This is a genomic window from Vibrio cholerae (genome assembly GCF_008369605.1).
GTDB lineage: Bacteria > Pseudomonadota > Gammaproteobacteria > Enterobacterales > Vibrionaceae > Vibrio > Vibrio cholerae.
In genome coordinates, this window is the sequence record NZ_CP043554.1 from 547,737 (window position 1) to 567,494 (window position 19,758).

At 51.2% G+C, this 19,758-nt stretch carries 13 protein-coding genes; 7 read left to right on the forward strand and 6 right to left on the reverse strand.

Translation table 11 applies throughout. The features are described 5' to 3' along the window. The first annotated feature begins 33 nt into the window (after positions 1 to 33). The gene (locus F0316_RS02600) at positions 34 to 378 is read left to right on the forward strand and encodes a tRNA-binding protein (protein ID WP_000376454.1); all 345 of its coding nucleotides are present in this window, start codon (positions 34 to 36) and stop codon (positions 376 to 378) included. On the opposite strand, the gene F0316_RS02605 is transcribed toward F0316_RS02600, so the two are convergent. From F0316_RS02605 to F0316_RS02615, 3 genes are all read right to left on the reverse strand, one after another. Beyond that, entirely contained in the window at positions 375 to 926 is a 552-nt protein-coding gene (locus F0316_RS02605) for a gamma-glutamylcyclotransferase family protein (RefSeq protein ID WP_000275214.1), read from the reverse strand. The two genes, F0316_RS02600 and F0316_RS02605, sit on opposite strands and share 4 nt — an antisense overlap. A gap of 19 nt (positions 927 to 945) precedes the next feature. After that, positions 946 to 1,887 (reverse strand): zinc transporter ZntB, encoded by a 942-nt coding sequence (locus F0316_RS02610; protein WP_000394861.1) that lies wholly within the window; start codon positions 1,885 to 1,887, stop codon positions 946 to 948. A gap of 231 nt (positions 1,888 to 2,118) precedes the next feature. After that, on the reverse strand, positions 2,119 to 3,570 hold the full coding sequence (locus F0316_RS02615; protein WP_149560185.1) for a RimK family protein: 1,452 nt from the start codon (positions 3,568 to 3,570) through the stop codon (positions 2,119 to 2,121). Positions 3,571 to 3,773: 203 nt separating this feature from the next. Between F0316_RS02615 and F0316_RS02620 the strand changes: the two genes are divergently transcribed. Beyond that, a complete protein-coding gene (locus F0316_RS02620) occupies positions 3,774 to 4,865 on the forward strand; it encodes a GNAT family N-acetyltransferase/peptidase C39 family protein (protein ID WP_000354940.1) in 1,092 nt (363 codons plus the stop codon). Between the two features lie 162 nt (positions 4,866 to 5,027). Beyond that, positions 5,028 to 6,212: an NnrS family protein gene (locus F0316_RS02625; RefSeq protein ID WP_001918833.1), complete on the forward strand. Its 1,185-nt coding sequence runs from the start codon at positions 5,028 to 5,030 to the stop codon at positions 6,210 to 6,212. Positions 6,213 to 6,293: 81 nt separating this feature from the next. Here F0316_RS02625 and dapD read toward each other — a convergent pair whose 3' ends face one another. From dapD to F0316_RS02640, 3 genes are all read right to left on the reverse strand, one after another. After that, the gene (gene dapD / locus F0316_RS02630; protein ID WP_000312989.1) at positions 6,294 to 7,325 is read right to left on the reverse strand and encodes a 2,3,4,5-tetrahydropyridine-2,6-dicarboxylate N-succinyltransferase; all 1,032 of its coding nucleotides are present in this window, start codon (positions 7,323 to 7,325) and stop codon (positions 6,294 to 6,296) included. Between the two features lie 307 nt (positions 7,326 to 7,632). Continuing rightward, a complete protein-coding gene (locus F0316_RS02635) occupies positions 7,633 to 7,941 on the reverse strand; it encodes a YebG family protein (RefSeq protein WP_000268537.1) in 309 nt (102 codons plus the stop codon). Between the two features lie 115 nt (positions 7,942 to 8,056). After that, complete coding sequence (locus tag F0316_RS02640; protein ID WP_000146408.1) at positions 8,057 to 8,971, reverse strand: LysR family transcriptional regulator; 915 nt, start codon at positions 8,969 to 8,971, stop codon at positions 8,057 to 8,059. A gap of 110 nt (positions 8,972 to 9,081) precedes the next feature. Here F0316_RS02640 and F0316_RS02645 point away from each other — a divergent pair, with 110 nt between their 5' ends. From F0316_RS02645 to recD, 4 genes are all read left to right on the forward strand, one after another. Continuing rightward, entirely contained in the window at positions 9,082 to 10,050 is a 969-nt protein-coding gene (locus F0316_RS02645) for a TDT family transporter (RefSeq protein ID WP_149560186.1), read from the forward strand. A 251-nt stretch (positions 10,051 to 10,301) separates the two neighbouring features. After that, a complete protein-coding gene (recC, locus tag F0316_RS02650) occupies positions 10,302 to 13,748 on the forward strand; it encodes an exodeoxyribonuclease V subunit gamma (RefSeq protein ID WP_149560187.1) in 3,447 nt (1,148 codons plus the stop codon). A 264-nt stretch (positions 13,749 to 14,012) separates the two neighbouring features. Continuing rightward, positions 14,013 to 17,639, forward strand: coding sequence for an exodeoxyribonuclease V subunit beta (gene recB, locus F0316_RS02655; protein ID WP_149560188.1), 3,627 nt, complete (start codon positions 14,013 to 14,015; stop codon positions 17,637 to 17,639). After that, positions 17,636 to 19,756: an exodeoxyribonuclease V subunit alpha gene (gene recD / locus F0316_RS02660; RefSeq protein ID WP_149560189.1), complete on the forward strand. Its 2,121-nt coding sequence runs from the start codon at positions 17,636 to 17,638 to the stop codon at positions 19,754 to 19,756. The genes recB and recD overlap by 4 nt, the downstream gene beginning before the upstream one ends. Positions 19,757 to 19,758 lie beyond the last annotated feature (2 nt).

Here is a 19,758-nt window from a genome sequence, read left to right on the forward strand (position 1 = left end):
AAACGTTTTTAATGATTAAGAAGGATAAGAGTTATGGACTCGGCGTTTTTGACGGTAGGGTACGATGATTTTGCGCGGCTGGATTTACGCATTGGCACCATTGTTGAGGCAAAGCTTCATCCCCGTTCGACCCGCAACTATATTGTGCAGATTGCATTGGGAGAACAGATGTTGCAAGCCGTCACCGCGTTAGCACCTTATTACTCGGCAGAACAATTACTCAATCAACAAGTGGTGGTGCTGTGCAATCTCAAACCGAGCTTGGTAGCTGGTGTAGAATCCCACTGCATGCTGCTGTGCGCGGAAACGCAAGATGGGGAAGAGAGTGTATTGCTCACCCCACAACGGGTTATCGCCAATGGGGTGAGAATCGTTTAGCGTACTGCGGCAATCAGTTGATCAATCAAGCCATGCTGCTCCGGTTTCACCCCCGCCAAGTTGCCGTATTTGGGGGCGTGACGGTCATTGTCTAACGGATGCTGCCAGCCCAAGGTTTGCTCGACAAATTGCCGTGCAAACGCTTCGGAAAACTCAAGGCAGCCACTGAGTACGGTATCGACATAGGTTTGCACGATCGGGCTTTGTGAACAGGGCGGTTGATGCTGCTCGGTGACGTAAATCCAAATCGGTTTTTCAGGATCAAAATGCTCTTGTGTGTGAATACGATCCGCAGTTAACGCGATGCGCTGATAACCGCGCTCACGGCGATCAAACTCCGCTAACGCAACCTCATCAATTTCCAACAGCACACCATTAATTTGCCCGTCACCTTGATGAACCACTAAGGGTGAAAGAATGTAACTGTCATCGATTTTGCCAAAATAGCGCACCAATCCGGTTGCGCTGGCGGGAATGGCACGCCCAGTCTGACCGGTTAAACGGCGTGAGGCAGAATTAATCAGGCTTCCATAGCCAAAGATGTACATGATGAGTTCCTGTAACGATTTACGATTGATTATCAAAAAAGCGCAGACGGCGCAAAATCCAAAACTCTAAGCCGAAAATCAGCCCAAGTCCTGCGCAAAATAGCCCAAATGCGATGGGCGATTCAGTCCCCGGAATGCCGCCAACGTTCACGCCTAACAAACCCGTTAAGAAACTGGTCGGCAGGAAAATTGCCGCGATCACGGAAAACAAATACGTGTTCTGGTTCATCTTCTCTGCATGGTACTGGCGCAGCTCACCTTTGATGATTTCCAGCTCACTCAAGAAGAAGTCCAAGGTTTCGTTAATCCGCGTTACCGTGTTGACGCTGTGGCGCAAACGTAAATGTTGGCTCTGCGCCAGGGCGACTTCCGAATTGAGATAATCATCCAAGGCGTATTGCTGCGGCTTAATGAAACGCTTCAATTTGAGCAGTGATTTATGGGTTTGCATCAACTCATTGCTGAGTTCGAGCTCGTCATCAAACTGAGTGATACGCTCTTCAATCTGGTCGAGATAGAGGTCAATGTTTTTATTGATGGAATCGACCACGTGCACAATCAGCTCTGCTAAGTTCGATGGGCCTTGGCCGGCTTCAAGCGCTGCGCGTACAGTGCTGATCGCTTTAGACGGTGTTTTACGCGTCGAGATCAACGCGCCGTGATAATAGAGAATACGCACACTGAGCATGTCCGCAGGATCCGCGTTATCGTTAAGATTCACCCCACGCAAAATCAGCAGAAAGTTCTGTTCATCATACTGCTCAAACAGGGGGCGAGTATCTTCGGCCAACAAACTGTCGATCACCGAAGAGGGAACATTTTGGTCGAGTAACCACTCGCGCAGCCCTTTAGCGTCGCGTTGGCAGTGATACCAATCACCCGCTTGTAGCTGTTGCAATTGAGCAGGATGCCGTTGTGGCGCGGAATCGCCAAAACGCCAGTGATCGATGAGAAACTCCATGGTGATCCTTGTTTCAAAACCTTGATGGCAAGAAAGTAACAATGGAGCGATAAAGAGTCAAAGCCCAGAATATTTCTGGGCTTTGACTAGAGGAGGATATTCCCTTCCTACTTGAAGTTGCAGCGGTGTTGGCTACGTTCGTTCACCCCAATCACATAGTCTATCTATGCTCATGGGGACTCACTCACTTGCCGCCTACCTGCAACTCCGAGTTGTTTGGGAATAAACGGTTTAAAAACCACGCATCTGAATGCGACGTAAGAACTCGGTCATGATGCGATCGTAGAGCAGATCGCCCAAGAAGGCGTCTTCCACATGGTGATCGATACTCGGGTTATCGTTCACTTCAATGACATACACTTGGCCATCTATCTCTTTAAGATCCACACCGTAGAGTCCGCCACCAATCAGGTTTGCGGCTTTGACCGCCACATCGACCACATGCTTCGGTACTTGTTTGAGATCGAGCGTTTCAAAGCCACCTGCGGTCACGCGGCCGCTGTTATGGTGTTGGTAAATCTGCCAGTGGCCACGGCTCATCATGTACTTACAAGCAAAAATCGCTTGACGGTTCATCACCCCGATACGCCAGTCAAAGTCGGTCGGCATAAAGGCTTGCGCCAAAATCAGCGCGCTTTTCTCAAACAGGGTGCCGGCTTCTTTCTCCAGCTCTTGCTCATTGCGCACTTTCACCACACCGCGAGAAAAGGCACCATCAGGAATTTTCAGCACCATAGGGAAATCCAACCGCTCCATCAGCCCGGTTTTCCACTCTGGGTCAAAACTGCGGATGATCACGCTCTTCGGTGCGGGCACCTTGTTGGTTTCCAACAGCTCAGTCAAAAATACCTTGTTGGTGCATTTCATGATCGATTCAGAGTCATCCATCACCACTAAGCCCATCTTCTCAGCGGTTTTCGCGAAGCGATAGGTGTAGTTACTGATGTTGGTGGTGGCGCGAATAAACAGACCATCAAATTCCCCCAGACGCGACAAATCATCCGGTGAAATAGTTTCCAAGTTCATACCCAAACGGTTGGCGGCGCGGTGGAAACGTTTGAGCGCAGAAGCATCAGACGGTGGCATTTTTTCATCTGGGTCGACCAGCATTGCGATGTCGTAGCGGTACTTCTTCTCTTGTTTTGGGCGACGCCACACTTTGGTAGAGAACATTTCTAGCGACTCAATGAAGAAATCCTGCTCGGGGTCTTCTAAGTCTTGAAACGGGAAGGGGGCGATTTTGATGATCTGCCATTGCCCTTGGTATTTGTGCATTTCCAGTTCAATCACGGGCACCATGAACTGCTCAAACAGGCGGCGCGCCAGTTTTTCTAAGCCTTTTTGTGGAGTGCGGCCAAAGTAAATTTTAGTGCTGATCACATCTGTGCCGCTGCTCAGTTTGTGCATCTTGATCAGGCCGGAAGAGAGGAAAAACGGCTGATTGATGTCATTGATCGCCATCACGCGAGGGATCACGCGGTGGCCACGGGCTTCGGCCATCAAGGAAACATAGTAACCGCTACTCATGTAGCCGTAATCGCGACACAGGTTGACTACCTGTACACTGCGGTGATTGAATTTCCAGTCAGTATCGAGATATTGATCGACACTAACAACTTGTTCTGAAGGGAAATATTGTTGCCAGTCACTGACCTGATCGGTCACGATTAAAAGGTTAGCCATCGGTATATTCTTCCTATTGTCATAGGTTTATGCCCTTCCTACTTGTCATGGCAGCGGTGTTGGCTAGGTTCATTCACCCCAAACATAGAGTGAACTATGCTCATGGGGATGAATTCACTTGCTGCCTACCTGCAACTCCAAGTCGTTTGGGGCTATTATGTGAGTCGCAATCTCGTCAATCCACTCATTACTAAGGATGTTGAATGGACATTCGTCGTGCCAATAGCGCTGATCTCAATGCGCTCAATGCGTTAGAACAACAGCTTTTTGACGGGGATAGAATCTCTCCTCGCCAAATGAAGCGTTTTTTACATTCCGACCATGCGGCGTTATTCGTGGCAGATGCCGGCGACCAGCTGGCGGGATATGCATTGCTTCTATTTCATCAAGGTACACAGCTATCAAGATTGTATTCGATTGCCGTAAAACCTGAATTCAGAGGGCAGAGAATTGCTCAGAGTTTAGTCGAGCAATGCGAGCGTGCTGCTCTTGATCAAGGCTCAACTACATTACGGCTGGAAGTGCGTGAAGACAATACCGCCGCCCTAAAATTATATGAAAAGATGGGCTATAAAACCTTGAAGTTGCTCATCCATTACTATGACGATTTGTGCGATGGGCGCAGAATGCAGAAAAGGTTAACGCCTCAAGAGTCCAAAGTCTTGCTACCGATGCCTTTGTATGTACAAACCACGCCGTTTACGTGTGGCGCAGCCTGCCTGTTAATGAGTTTTGCCTGCTTGGATAAAACTTTTGAGCCGAGTCGCACGCAAGAGATGCAACTGTGGCGTGAAGCCACCACGATTTTTATGGCGGCTGGGCATGGTGGCTGCAGTGGCCAAGGTTTGGCGCTGGCCGCCGCAAGACGTGGCTATCATGTTGAGCTATGGAACCAATCTCGATCAACGCCTTTTATTGATAGCGTACGTGACCCCAACAAAAAGCAGATCATTGAGTTAGTGCACCAAGATTTTTGCCAGCAACTTGCTGAGCAAGATGTGAGTATGATTGATGCGCCACCATCGCAAGCCCAGCTCGAAGAGTGGGTACGGCAAGGTGCCTGTGTGCTGCTGCTCATTAGCACGTACCGTTTTGATGGCAAGAAAGAGCCGCACTGGATTGTGCTCAGTGGTTTGAGTGATAAGTTCTTCTTTTTCCACGATCCGCATGCAGAATCGGAAGAGCATGTGAGCGGTTCGGGTTATATTCCGGTGGGCAAAGCGGCACTGTCGCAAATCATCGGCTTTGGTAAGCAAAAGCAGATCGCTTGTGTGGTGATCACACCTCGCCTATAGAGTTTGAGTGAAACACACATCAAAAAGTCATAATGACTCGATTTTTTGGTGTCATTATGACTTTTCCTTTTTCTAGTCTATTGATTTTAAATATGAATTATCTTGGCTTGGTTTGTGCTCATCACTGGTTCGGTCTGTGATGAAGTCGGCGAAGGAGCCAAAGTGATCAACATTATCGATAAACGTGTCGAAGAGCGTATTCCTGCTGTGCTGCGGTTGGGGTTTCGTCCTTTCTTTTTGCTTGGCAGTATTTATGCCGTGATTGCCATCCTCGCGTGGGTTTGGATGTTTCAAGCTGGGCAACCGCAACTATTGCAAGTCCCCGCGCTATGGTGGCATGTGCATGAGATGTTGTTTGGTTTTGCAATGGCGATTGTGGCCGGATTTCTGCTTACGGCGGTGCAAAACTGGACGGGTATTACTGGCACGAAAAGTCACCGTTTAGCTGGTATTGTGGCTTTGTGGCTAATGGTGCGGATTCTGTTTTGGTTGCCCGTGCCGCTGTGGTTAACGTCGAGTATTGAAGCTCTATTTCTTCTGGCGGTGGCCTATGAAGTGGGGTTACGGGTGGTAAAAGCCAAAGGTTGGCGCAACCTATTTTTTATCCCTCTGTTTCTGTTGGCGATTGCCGCTAACTTTGCCAGCTACGCCACCATTAAAGGCATGCCGCCATTCCCGAGCAGTGCGGTGTGGCAAGCCATGCTGTGGTGGTTTATGTTGCTGCTTTCAGTGATGGGCGGGCGAGTGATTCCGTTTTTCACCGCAAGACGTTTCCAGTTTACAAAAGCGGAGCCGATTTTGGCTTTGGATGTGATCGCTAACGGTAGCTTACTGGCGCTGTTTGTACTTAGTTTCTTCCCATTGACCATGGCACAACTCGGCCAGCCTTTGATGCTGGTAGCTGGCGTCGCGCAATTGATCCGCTTTTTACGTTGGCAGCCTTGGCGTACTTTCAGTGAGCCTTTGGTGTGGTCACTGCATGCTGCCTATCTGTGTATCCCGCTGAGTTTGCTGCTGCGTGGGGGAGTGAGTAACGCTTGGCTGAACCACAACTTACTGCATTTATTTGCGATAGGTGCGCTCTCAGGCCTAGTTTTAAGCATGATTGCGCGTGTCACTATGGGGCATACGGGACGAGCGATTTATCAAGGCCCTAACATGCAATGGGCATTTATCGCTTTGTTGCTTGCCGCTGTCGTGCGTGGTGTCGGTGTGGGTTTGCTACCGCAGCAGCTGCTGATTTGGGTGAACCTGAGCGCCGCGCTGTGGGTTATTGCGTTTGCTCTGTTTGTGCTGCGCTTTGGCGCAATGTTGCTGAAACCAAGAGTGGATGGTCATCCCGGTTAAGCGTATTGAAATGCAAGATTTGAGATAAAAAAATGGCTTGGAAATCCAAGCCATTTTTCTTGCATCACGAACGTATCAAGATCAGTTGTTCTTGTGCAGTTCGCTGTTGAGTTCCACGGCCGATTTGTTGGCCAGACACTCAATTTGTCCAGTCAGTGAGTTACGACGGAACAGCAGATCCGAAACGCCAGCCAGATCGCGTGCTTTAACGATATCGACTTGGTTGCCATCTTTATCCAGCGTGCGCACTTTGGTGCCAGCCGTCACGTACAAGCCTGACTCCACAGTACAGCGATCGCCAAGTGGGAAGCCCAAGCCGGCGTTTGCACCAAGCAGAGAGTTTTCACCAATCGATACCACTACTTTGCCGCCGCCAGACAGCGTACCCATGATGGATGCGCCGCCGCCGATGTCTGAGCCATTGCCCACCACAACACCCGCAGAGATACGGCCTTCAACCATGCTCACGCCAGTGGTACCCGCGTTGAAGTTGATGAAGCCTTCATGCATGACTGTGGTGCCTTCACCCACATGTGCGCCAAGACGAACGCGAGAAGTGTCCGCGATACGAATGCCTGCAGGGACCACGTAATCGACCATTTTCGGGAATTTGTCGACGCAATCAACCGTCAGCACTCGGCCAGCCAAACGCGCTTCGATTTGGCGCTCTGCCAGTTCTGGTAGATCAATAGGGCCTTCATTGGTCCATGCGATGTTGTGCAGCAGACCGAAAATGCCATCCAGTACCGTACCGTGTGGTTTAACCAGACGGTGAGAAATCAGTTGTAACTTGAGGTAACCTTCAGCCACGCTTTGTGGCTTGTCATCGCTGGCCAGAATCACCAGCACGAGAGGCTGTTTGGCATTGGCAGCTTTATCAGCAAATGCTGCGCTTGCAGCTTGTTGATGAGCGGCGAAAACAGCGGCTAATTGCGCGCTTTGTGCCGCGGTAACGTCTAGCGCTTGATTGCCTTCTTGGTAACCTGCAATCGGTGCTAATGCTGCAACCAAAGCGTCGCTAGGAGCCAGAATAGGGGTTGGGAAGAAGGCTTCAATAATTTTTCCATCACGATTTTTGGTCGCGGTTGCTAGACCTAAAGCAAAGTACGCCATGTGTATTCTCCATCATCAAATGTGGGTTGAGCTGTTTGCCCGCTTGTCATACATGGACAAAGCAAAGGCATTGAGTTGAGCATCCACAGCTCAACCGATAGGTGGTTCATCATAAAGAGTGGATGAGCAGGATAAAAGACCGTAGAGGCAATACGTCTGTAGAAGAATGCATTTTGTCTTTTTAAAGTGATCCCCGTCCTACTTGAAGCTGCAGCGCTGTTGGCTACGTTCGTTTTTCGCAGTACTTCGTTTGTGAGCCAACCTCAGCAAATAAAAAACCGCTGGTTTCACTCAGCGGTTTTCTTGATTAGGCAGCGTCGTCGACAGACTCATCGTCATCACTGTCTGCAACCGCTTTCGGCTTCTTGCCCGTTGCTGGAGCAGGTTTACGCTTGGCTCCCAGTGCGCACAGTACGTCTTCTTTGTTTTGAGCCAAGAACATCGCCAGCTCTTCTTGCTTGGCTTCATCTTCGATCAGAGCACTTTTACCCAGCAGTTCGAACAACTCGTCTGCCATATCCAGCATTTTGTCATAAGCGTCAGCTTCGGCTTTCGAGGTAAAAGTCATTTTCTCTTCTCCGTTGCGCTCCACCACGTACTTCACGATAACAGCCATGGTTAATCCTCTAGTTTGTCGCTAAAAATAACTGGCTGTTTATACAGTTTTCATTCACTAAAGTCCAGTTGCGACCACCAAAATGCGCGCTGAGTCATATCCCTTGATTCACTGATTAATCGAGTTGCAGTAGGGCGCTTTGGCTCGCCCATTGGGGACAAAATTCAATGAACTGCCGTAGCAGTGGGTTTTGGTATTTCTCTTTATGAACCAACATCCAGAAGCGACGTTTCATGTCGAGCGGGACATTGAGAATCACTACTCGCCCATCTTGTTGAGGCGTTTTCGCGGCTAATCGAGACAAGCAACCTAGCCCTAAACCGGAAGAGACACTATTGATCAGCGCTTCGGTGGTATTGAGTTCAAACGCTTCAATCCAGTGCTCGATGCGCGGCGCAATCACACGTAAGAAAAACTCGCGCGAGCCAGAACCTGCTTCACGCAGCACCCAATCACTGTGTTCAAAATCGCTCATGACCAAGCGCTCTTGCTGTGCGAGAGGATGATCGGGCGCACAGATGATACACATCTCATCTTGGCTAAACTGAGTAGAGATGAGCTCGGGATGCAGCGTTTTGCCTTCAATCAGGCCGATATCGAGCTCGTAATCGACCAGCTTTTGGCACACTTGCGCTGAGTTGGAAATAAACAGGCTTTGTGACGGATGAGGATGCAACTGCCTAAAAGCACTGATCAGATAAGGTGCAACTTGATTACCTATGGTGTCACTCGAACCGATGCGCAGTTTGCCGGTAAGCACCTGCTGCTCTGCAAACAAACGGTCGATATCTTTGGCGCGTTGCAGCAGTTCATCGGCCATTGGCAGCAGTTTTTGCCCTTCTTGATTGAGCACCAAGCGGTTGTTGACGCGATCAAACAGTGCGTGACCAAGCTGTTTTTCCAGTTCAGACAGCGCCACACTGACCGCCGCTTTGGAGAGGCACAGCACTTCTGCGGCGACAGTCAAACTTTTATGTTGAGTGATGGTGGTGAAAACCCGCAATTGTTTGAGCGAAATATGGCTAGCCATGGCGACCGTTTAGTTTTATTGAACATGTGTTAGAAATAATTAGATAGTTGAAAACAAAGTGCAAGCGTAAGATGCGTTTATTAACCGATAACCATCAATAGAGAGACAGTATGATTCGAGCAGCAAAAGCGAAAGTGATGGGAGCGCCGACCCCAATGGCCGGCCTCGCGCTAGGGATTGCGAGCTTGGGATGGAGTTGGGAAAACATGATTGCGGCACACGGTGTCGCGAAGTGGGTGGGTGCAGCAATCGCCAGTGTGCTATTGATTGTGCTGGCCTTTAAATTTTTATGGCACGGTCACTTGTTACGCCAAGATTTGGCGCATCCGGTAGTGGGCAGTGTGGTGCCAACCTTTGCCATGGCAACCATGGTGGTATCGGCGTCATTGGGGCATTTTTACCCTGTGGCTGGCGATGCTTTGTGGCTGTTTGCCGTGGGCTTACACATTCTGTTTTTGGTGAGCTTTTTGTATCACCGCGCCCAAGCGTTTGAGCTGCACCACATGGTGCCAAGCTGGTTTGTGCCTCCCGTCGGCATTATTGTCGCTGACGTTTCTTTCTCGGGCCATCCTGCGTTAGCGCCAATTGCCTACGCGTGTTTAGTGTTTGGCATGCTGGCTTACGCCGTGATGCTGCCTATGATGATCTATCGTTTTATTTTTACACATGAAATTCCAGATGCGGCGAAGCCAACATTGGCGATCATGGCTGCGCCAGCCAGCCTCTCTCTGGCGGGGTATTTGACCGTGGTGTCCGAGCCTTCACCTGTGATTGTGGCGCTGCTGTTTGGGATTGCGGTGCTGATGACCGCCATCATCTACTTGGCGTTCACGCGCTTACTGCGTCTGCCTTTTAGCCCCGGCTACGCGGCATTCACCTTCCCGATGGTGATTGGTGCGACCGCGCTGTTTAAAATGGCGCACTGGATGGAAAATATCGGCGTGGCAGAGCATTACGTAGCACAAGTGCATTGGTTAGCGAGCCTTGAGCTGATCGTAGCCACGGTGGTGGTGAGCTATGTTGCGATTCGCTATCTGGCCTTTTATCAACCACACAAAGTGTTAGTGGGTTCTCGTTAACCATAACCTTCCTACTTGAAGTTGCAGCGGTGTTGGCTACGTTTGTGCACCCCAATCACATAGTTTGTCTATGTAGTTTGTCTATGCTGATGGGGACTCACTCACTTGCCGCCTACCTGCAACTCCTAGTTGTTTGGGTATATCAAGTGGTTTGGGTATATATTGAGATCCTGCCTCGCGCTTTTTTATCCTTCCTGACATGCACTTATGCTACTCTCAGCTCATGATGAGTCGAGCAGCATGAGTGCATTGTGTTTACTGTCTACCACTCCAACCAAGTTGAAACGCTGAAGATCCTGTTGGTGCATTTAATCAAAAATGAACCGTTGGACGATCCCTTTATTCCTGAGAGCATTTTGGTGCAAAGCCCCGGCATGTCGCAGTGGCTGAAAATGGCGCTGGCCAGTGAATTAGGGGTTGCCGCGAATCTTGAGTTTCCTCTACCGGCAACCTTTATCTGGCAGATGTTTACTCAAGTGTTGCCCGATGTGCCGCAGCGCAGCGCCTTCAATAAAGAAGCCATGAGTTGGCGTTTGATGGAGCTACTGCCTAAGCTGCTTGACCGCACCGAATTCCAACCGCTGCAACGCTATTTACAAGACGATGAAGATGATTCTAAGCGCTTCCAATTAGCGGAAAAAATTGCCGATATTTTTGATGGTTACTTGGTGTATCGCCCCGATTGGATTTTAAGTTGGGAAGCGGGAGAAGAAGTCGCGGAAATCGCTGACCAACACCCGTGGCAGCCGATTTTGTGGCGTGAACTCTACGCTTACACGCATAAGCAAGGGCACTCGATTTATCACCGTGCCAACCTCTATCAGCGGTTTATTGAGCAGTTGGCGAGTGGCAACTTTGATCGCAGCACATGGCCTAAGCGGTTGTTCATCTTCGGTATTTCTGCGCTGCCGCCCCGTTATATTGATGCGCTGCGCGCGCTGGGTGAGCATATCGACGTGCACCTGATGCTGACCAACCCTTGTCAGCACTATTGGGGCGACATCCGTGACCGAAAATATCTGGCGCGAGTGGCAGCGCAAAAACGCAAACTCCTGCAAATTAACGGTGAGCAAGTCACCATCGGCAGTGAAGTCTCGCCGCTCAAAGGCGATGTGGAAAGCTATCTGCAAGAGTCGCTTCATCTGAATCATGCGGTGGGCAATAGCTTACTGGCTTCGATGGGCAAGATGGGGCGCGATAATCTCTATCTTCTGGCACAAAACGATCAGTCCGAATTAGAGCTGTTTATTGACATTCAACGCGACTCGCTGCTGCATCACATCCAAGCAGATATTTTGCATCTGCAGGAGCATCAAGACGATGCCAAGTTTGCCAGCAGTTGCCATAAACCTTGCATTGCGGCGCAGGATGATTCCCTGCAGATTGCCTTGTGTCACAGCCCAATTCGTGAAGTGGAAGTGCTGCACGACCGACTACTGGCCGAGTTTGAGCGTGACCCTAGCCTGAAACCGCGCGATGTGATTGTGATGGTGCCGGACATTAACGCCTACGCCCCTTACATTCAGGCGGTGTTTGGTAACGCACCCGGCGAGCGTTTTATTCCGTTTTCAATTTCCGATCGCAGCGCCGATCAAGAAAGCCCGATCTTAACCGCCTTCTTGCAACTGCTCGCGCTGCCGCAATCGCGCTGTCTGGCGTCAGAACTGCTTGAGCTACTTGAAACCCCGGCGATTATGGCTCGGTTTGCGATTGATGAAGAAGAGTTCGCCATCGCTAAACGTTGGGTCGAAGAAGCGGGCATTCGTTGGGGGCTGAATAGCGACACGGGTGCGGAGTTTGAACTGCCCGCCAGTGAACAAAATACGTGGCAGTTTGGCATTGAGCGTATGTTACTGGGTTACGCCATGCCGGCTGAAGCGGGGTTGTATGAACTTGGCGGCCAGTGGCTTGCCCCCTATAACCAAGTGCAAGGTATGAGCGCCGAGTTGGCGGGTAAGCTCGCGCACTTTGTACAAACGCTCAGCGAGCTGCGTAGCCAACTGGCGCAAACCCAAAGCATGGAGCAGTGGCGTTATTGGCTCAACGAGCTGCTGGAGCGCTGTTTTAGTGTCGATCTGCAAGGTGAGCTGGCGCTGAAAACCATCCGCGATAGTTTGGTGAACCTAAAACAGCAGTTGGCCGACGCGGGCTACCAACAAGCGATTTCACCGGCCATTATTCGCCAAGTGCTGACCAATAAACTCTCCGGAACTCGGATTAGCCAACGATTTTTAGCGGGACAAGTGAACTTCTGTACCCTGATGCCGATGCGTTCGATCCCGTTTCGCCGAGTGTGCCTGCTTGGCATGAATGATGGCGTTTATCCACCCAATGAAATGGTCGAGGGGTTTGATCTGCGTAATGTGCAGCGCCGAGTCGGCGACCGTTCGCGGCGTGAAGAGTCGCGCTACCTGTTCCTCGAAGCCTTGTTGTCAGCCAAAGAACAGCTGTATATCAGCTATGTCGGCCGCTCGATTCAAGATAACAGCGAGCGCGTGCCTTCAGTGCTGGTCAGTGAGCTTTTGGAATATTGCGAGCAGAACTACTGCTTGGCTGGCGATGAAAATCTAGAAAGTGATGACTCCGGACGCCGCTTGGTTGAGCACTTAACCACTCAGTATCCTATGGTGCCGTTCAGCCCGCAGGCGTTTATCGCCGGCAGTTTTGCCCGTGAATGGCTACCTGCCGCGCGCCGCCAAGGGCAGAGTAGCGCCGATTTTCTCACTCCACTCAGTGATTATCTGCTCGAAGTGAGTTGGCCGATGGATCTGGATCTGGTTGAGCTGCAACGTTTTTGGCGTCTGCCCGTTGAGTATTTCTTCAAACGCCGCTTGAAAGTGAGCTTTGAGCCGCCGCTGGCCGTGCTGGAAGATGATGAGCCGTTTGCTTTGGATGGATTGAGCGCGTATCAGCTGCGTGATGAGTTGGTGGAAAATCTGCTCGCTTGCTGTGATGGCGCAGAGCGTGACCAAGTGGTGGCGCAGTTTGCTAAGCAGCAACGAGCGCAAGGCAAGTTGCCGATGGCGGCGTTTGGCGATCTTGAATTGGCGCAAAGTGCGCAGCAAGCTTTGGCGCTGGCGGAAAAAATTGGCTTTTTGTGTCACCAACCACTGGAAGATGAAGAGATTGATCTGCGCTTGCAGCCCTTTGACGATGGCCGAGAAGTCTTGCTGCGTGGTTGGCTCGTGAAGCGTTATCAATCTGGCTTGGTGCGTGCGCGCAGTGGCGCGATTCGCTCGGAAGATTTATTAGCCGCATGGATTGATCATCTCTGCTTGGCGGCGAGCGGCAAAGCCGTCACGACCCATTTGATTGGTTATGAGCGCAAAGAAGGAGTGCAGCACCAAATGCTGCCACCACTTAATGACGCGCAGCAAGCCAAGGCACTACTGAGTGAACTGGTGGCGCTGTTTTGCCAAGGCATGAACCAGCCTTTGGCTTATTTCCCGAAAACGGCGTTGGCTTGCGTTGAGGCGGGATTTTCCCGTGGCAAATGGCAGGAAGATGAAGAGAAGTCCTACAAGAAAATGGCGGACACCTTCAACGATAGCTTTTACATCAAGGGTGAAGGCGGTAATCGCTACATCGCGCGTATTTGGCCGCAGTGGAGTGATGAACTGGCAAAAACGCTGCGCCAATTGGCAATCACCGTGCTGCAAACACCGCGTTTACAAGTGCAAGATGCCGAACAGGTTTAATCATGAATGACGTGGGAAGTGGGTGGCCGCCAGAAAATCATTATTGGTGTAGGGCGTTCGCTGTACGGCCACAGGTCAGAGGGACCTAAATTCTTGTGTAACAAATGAATTTGTTAACGTGCGCGCAGTGTAAAGCGCCGCCTTGGCTTGTGCCGTGAAGTGGATCCCATAAGCCCATACTCAATAACGGTTTTTAGTTTAATGCAGAGAAATATTCGTTTTAGGTCACATCTCTGTCGTCGGTAGATAGAAGGATTAAGGCTGATGAGTGCCGATTCAAATAAGCTGGCTGTTACGCTCGATACGTTGCGCTTTCCTTTGCATGGAGCGCGACTGATTGAAGCTTCGGCAGGTACCGGAAAAACCTACACCATTGCCGGACTCTATCTGCGTCTGGTGCTTGGGCATGGTTGCGCGGAAACTCGCCACGCGCATCCGCTAAGCGTTGATCAAATTCTGGTGGTGACTTTTACCGAAGCGGCCACCGCCGAGCTGCGTGATCGTATTCGTCGCCGCTTACACGATGCGCGCCTCGCTTTTGCCCGCGGTGCAAGTGACGATCCACTGCTTCGCTCCCTGCTGGCTGAATTTACCGATCACAACTTAGCCGTCTCTTTGTTGCTGAGTGCTGAGCGACAGATGGATGAAGCAGCGATTTTCACCATCCACGGTTTTTGCCAACGCATGCTAACGCAAAATGCGTTTGAATCGGGCAGTCGCTTTGAAAATGAATTCGTCACTGATGAAAGTCGTCTCAAAGCCCAAGTGGTGGCCGATTATTGGCGTAGACAGTTCTACCCCTTGCCCATTTCCCTCGCGAGCGAAGTGCGCCGCTTATGGCCGGCGCCCTCTGCGCTGTTGGCTGAGATTGCCGGTTATCTTTCTGGGCCGCCAGTCAAACTGACCACACCTTTAATGGAAGGAGATTTGGCCGCGCTGCAACAAGCGCAGATAGCGCGCATTTCCGAGATTAAGCAGCACTGGTTAGCGGAGCGAGAGGAGATTGAGCCCGCCGTAACTGGCTCTGACCTGCACAAAAATAGCCAAAATGCGCTGCTGCGCCGTTTGCCGATTCTGGATGCTTGGGCGCAAAGTGAAACGCACGATCTGCACGTGCCGTCGGAGCTTGAAGAGTTCACCCAAAGCGGGTTGCTTGCCAAATCGAAGAAAGGCAATCCGCCACAATTAGCGCTGTTTGAACGAATAGAAGCGTTTCTTGCTGAGCCTGTGTCACTCAAAACACCGCTTTTGGTGCATGCGATTCATCACTGTCGCTATTGGTTGGCGAAAGCCAAATCCACCCATCATTGGCTCTCGTTTGATGACTTGCTCACTCAACTCAGCGCTGCGCTCGATAATGATGAGCAAGGGCTATTGGGCGAGCGGATCCGCTCGCTTTATCCGGTGGCGATGATCGACGAATTCCAAGATACCGACCCGCTGCAGTACAGCATTTTCAGTCGGCTGTATCTAGACTATCCGCAGTGTGGCTTGTTGATGATCGGCGACCCGAAACAGGCGATTTACGCCTTCCGTGGCGCCGATATTTTCACTTACATCAAAGCGCGCAATCAGGTGAGCGCTCACTACACCTTGGGTACGAACTGGCGCTCCAGCGCAGCTATGGTGGCGGCCGTGAACCAAGTGTTTAGCTCTGCGACTCATCCGTTTATTTACAGTGATGACATTCCCTTTCAGCCCGTGGCAGCAAGCCCTGGTGCTGATAAACGCCATTGGTCACTGGAGGGGCAAGTACAACCAGCCTTGACCTATTGGTGGCCGGAAGATCTCGATAAACCACAAAGCAAAACCGATTACTACGCGCAAATGGCTGAGGCGTGTGCAGCGCAAATCCAGCATATTTTGACTGCTTCGGCCTCTGGCGCGGCAACCTTTCATCGCGGCGAGGCGATTGAAGCGGGCGATCTGGCGGTGCTGGTGCGCACCGGTAATGAAGCGCGCATGGTGCGCGATGCACTCAGTCAGCAAGGTATCGCCAGTGTTTACCTTTCCAACCGTGATAGCGTGTTTGCCAGTGATGTGGCACAAGATATTGAACGCTTGCTGCTTGCCGTGTGGCAGCCAGAAGATGAACGCTTGCTCCGTGCGGCCGTCGCCTCGAATCTGTTTGCGTTAACCGCCAGCGAGCTGGATGCGCTGAATAATGATGAAAACGAATGGGAACAGTTGATTGCGGAGTTTCGCCAATATCGCCGTTTGTGGAGCGAGCGCGGCGTATTGCCGATGCTGCGTGCAGTATTAACTCAGCGCCACATTGCCGAGCGTTGGCTGGCGGAAAGTGAAGGTGAGCGCTGGCTCACCGATTATCTGCACATCAGCGAACTCTTGCAGCAAGCGACGCGTGAGATCGATAGCGATCAGGGCTTACTGCGTTTTCTGACTCAGGCGATGGCGGATGCTGCGCAAGGGCTCGGTGGCAGTGATGAGCAGATCCAGCGCCTCGAATCCGAGCGGCGTCTGGTGCAGATTGTCACCATCCACAAATCAAAAGGGCTTGAGTACCCGCTGGTATTTTTACCGTTTGTGATGAGCTATCGCGAGAGCAGTGAAGGCAAATATTACGATACTGAATCGGCCACTACTTGGGTCGATTTAACCGGCAATGAAGACGCGTTAGCCAAAGCCGATCAAGAACGTTTGGCAGAAGATTTACGCTTGCTGTATGTGGCGCTCACTCGCGCTGTGTATGGCTGTTTTATTGGGATTGCGCCACTGCGCAACGGCAATTCGAGCCAAGAGCCGACCTCGGCGCATCGCAGTGCGATGGGGTTTCTGCTGCAAGATGGTCAAGAAGGTGGTATCGCGGATCTGCAGCAAGCGCTGCTTAAACAGTGTGAAAACTTACCGGATGTCGCGCAATGCCCTCCACCGAAGCGTTTCGAACAAGCGTATCAGCCACCAAAATTGGACGAGCGAGAGCTGACTGCCCGTGAGTTAAGCCAAGCGATTGATCGCCGCTGGCGAGTGACCAGTTACTCAGGCTTGGTGATGCAATCAAGTCATGCTCGCCATGATCCTTTGCAAGATATTCCCCTGCTTGAAGTAGGCGGTTTTGATCTTGATAGTGCGCAAGAGCGTGATGGAGCGGCGCTGGAATCTGTCGAGCGCTCGATTTTCAATTTCCCGCGTGGCGCACGCCCCGGCACTTTCTTGCATTCGCTGTTTGAAGAGGTGGATTTCCAGCAATCGGCACACAGTGAACCCAATACTAAAATCATCCTTGATTTGATGGAAAGTGAGCAGATTGAAAGCGAGTGGCTGCCGGTGTTGCAACAGTTGGTTGACACCGTATTGAGCACGCCACTGGATGGTAAAGCGCTGCGCTTACAACAAATTATGGCCGCCCAGCGTCTGACCGAGTTGGAGTTTTTATTGCCGATCGAAGTGTTGGATGCGCCAACCCTGAATCGCATCACCCAGCGTCACGATCCGCTTTCGGCACAGGCGGGCGATCTCGGTTTTCATGCGGTGCAAGGCATGCTCAAAGGCTTTATCGATCTGGTGTTTCAATATCAAGGGCGCTATTACGTGCTGGACTGGAAATCCAACCATTTAGGTGACGATCCTGCGGCGTATCATCCACAGCGTTTGGGCAGTGCGATGGCCGATCACCGTTACGATCTGCAATACCAGATTTACGCGTTAGCGCTGCATCGCTTTTTGCGCAGCCGTTTAGCCCATTACAATTACGAGCAGCATTTCGGCGGTGTGTTTTATCTCTTCTTACGCGGGATGGATGGGCGCACTGATCAAGGTGTGTTCCATACCAAGCCAAGCTTGGCCTTGTTAGATGAGTTAGATGGATTGATTGCAGGGCGTGAATTGGCACAAAGAGCGAGTAAAGCTGGGCAGATGGAGCTTGATTTATGATGTTTTGGGATAGTGAAGTAGCGAAACGTCTGCTGGCACAAGGCGCGCTGCGTCCTTTGGATGTGCAGTTTGCCCGCTTTATTGGCAAGCAAACCGCATTGGCAGGGCACAACGCTGCAGAAAGTGAGCTTTTGAGTGTACTGAGCGCTGCGCTCAGTGCAGAACTTGGGCGTGGACACATCTGTTTGCCACTGTGGGATGCACAAGGTAATCGCTGCGATCTGGCAGCGCTGATTGGTCTTTATGGTGAAGCGAGTTTGCAGCACAGTGAACTCTGGTTAGCGTTAGACTGGCAAGCCTTACTGCAAGCCTCGCCGTTGGTGGGGAAGCAAGGTGAAGCGGTGCCGTTAATGTTTGATGGCGCAAGGCTCTATCTGCATCGCTACTGGCATTATGAAAAGCAACTGGCAGCGCGATTGACTGAGTTGGCCGCACCCCAACGTTTAAGCCCTGCTGAACTGGCTAACTTGCGTGAACGCCTGAATACCTTATTTGCCCGCGACTATTTAGGCTTGTGGCAAGCACTACAACAAAAGCCGCTGAGTTCGGTCGAGCGGATTCAACTGCTGAATGATCGATTGGATGTGGTGGAGTCGGATGCGCTGGATTGGCCAGCGATTGAAGCTGTAGTCGAAAAAGCGCAGCGTGCCGCGGATTTGCAAGCTTTAGAGCAGCTTATTCCGCTTACTCACTGCTTAAACTGGCAAAAAGTGGCGGCTGCCGTCGCGCTCACGCGCCGTTTTGCGGTGATTTCCGGTGGGCCGGGAACCGGCAAAACCACCACAGTGACCAAGCTTCTGGCGGCGCTGATTAGCCAAAGCATGGCGCAAGGTAAAGTGCCAGAGATCAAATTGATTGCTCCAACCGGTAAAGCCGCGGCACGCTTAACCGAATCGATGGGTAAAGCGGTGAGTCAGCTGGCGATAGAGCCGGAGATCGCCGCGGCGATCCCAAGCACTTCCAGCACCATTCACCGTTTGCTTGGCGCGATTCCGGGCAGCGCTGAGTTTCGTCATCACGCACGTAATCCACTCCACCTTGATCTGTTGGTGGTGGATGAAGCTTCCATGGTTGACTTGCCTTTGATGGTGAAACTGGTCGAAGCGCTGCCCAAGCACGCTCGGTTGATTTTACTTGGCGATAAAGATCAGTTGGCCTCGGTAGAAGCGGGGGCGGTGCTCGGTGATATTTGTACCTTCCTGAACCAAGGTTACGGCAATGAGCAGGGCGCGCAGTTGGCTGAACTGACGGGGTTTGCCACTCTGCGCCAAACTGCCAGTAAGACGGTGAATCCGGTGGCGGATTGCTTATGCATGCTGCAAAAAAGCTATCGTTTTGATGCACGTTCTGGCATTGGCCAACTGGCGAAAGCGATCAACAGTGGATCTCCGGTGCGCGTTGAAGCGGTGTGGCAACAGTCGTTCAGCGATATTGAACATTTTGCCCTTAGTGGCGAGCATTATCAGCAACTGCTGCAAACCTTAGTGCAGGCTTATCGTCCTTATCTGAATTTGCTCAATCAATCGACTGAGCAATTTGAGTCGACAAAGCAAACCATGCTCACACTTGCCAAATCAGCACTTGATGCGTTCAGTCGCTGCCGATTGCTTTGTGCGCTGCGTGAAGGCGATTTTGGAGTGATGGGGCTGAACACTCGCATCGAACGGGCGTTGAATGCTCACAAGCTGATTAAAACTCAAGAAGAGATCTGGTATCACGGGCGGCCGATCATGGTCACGCGTAACGATCATGGTTTGGGGTTATACAATGGCGATATTGGCTTGTGTATGCGCGATCGTGACGATGATCAGGGCAGACTTAAAGTCTATTTTGAGTTGCCGGATGGCAGCATTAAAGCCGTGTTGCCGAGCCGAGTCCCGCAACATGAAACCGCGTATGCGATGACCATACATAAATCGCAAGGCAGCGAATTTGATTTAACTTTGCTGATTTTACCGCCGGATTACAGTCCGATTCTGACGCGTGAGTTAGTTTACACGGGGATCACAAGGGCGAAAAAACAGCTCAAATTGTATTGCGATAACAAGGTATTGCAGCGGGCAATTAAAGTGAAAACCCAACGGGCGAGTGGCTTAGTGGCAAGGTTGGAGCAGTAAAT

Coding starts and splice junctions, on each gene's coding strand:
- F0316_RS02600 (WP_000376454.1), top strand. CDS start 34: ATGGACTCGGCGTTTTTGACGGTAGGGTACGATGATTTTGCGCGGCTG.
- F0316_RS02605 (WP_000275214.1), bottom strand. CDS start 926: ATGTACATCTTTGGCTATGGAAGCCTGATTAATTCTGCCTCACGCCGT.
- F0316_RS02610 (WP_000394861.1), bottom strand. CDS start 1,887: ATGGAGTTTCTCATCGATCACTGGCGTTTTGGCGATTCCGCGCCACAA.
- F0316_RS02615 (WP_149560185.1), bottom strand. CDS start 3,570: ATGGCTAACCTTTTAATCGTGACCGATCAGGTCAGTGACTGGCAACAA.
- F0316_RS02620 (WP_000354940.1), top strand. CDS start 3,774: ATGGACATTCGTCGTGCCAATAGCGCTGATCTCAATGCGCTCAATGCG.
- dapD (WP_000312989.1), bottom strand. CDS start 7,325: ATGGCGTACTTTGCTTTAGGTCTAGCAACCGCGACCAAAAATCGTGAT.
- F0316_RS02635 (WP_000268537.1), bottom strand. CDS start 7,941: ATGGCTGTTATCGTGAAGTACGTGGTGGAGCGCAACGGAGAAGAGAAA.
- F0316_RS02640 (WP_000146408.1), bottom strand. CDS start 8,971: ATGGCTAGCCATATTTCGCTCAAACAATTGCGGGTTTTCACCACCATC.
- F0316_RS02645 (WP_149560186.1), top strand. CDS start 9,082: ATGATTCGAGCAGCAAAAGCGAAAGTGATGGGAGCGCCGACCCCAATG.
- recB (WP_149560188.1), top strand. CDS start 14,013: ATGAGTGCCGATTCAAATAAGCTGGCTGTTACGCTCGATACGTTGCGC.
- recD (WP_149560189.1), top strand. CDS start 17,636: ATGATGTTTTGGGATAGTGAAGTAGCGAAACGTCTGCTGGCACAAGGC.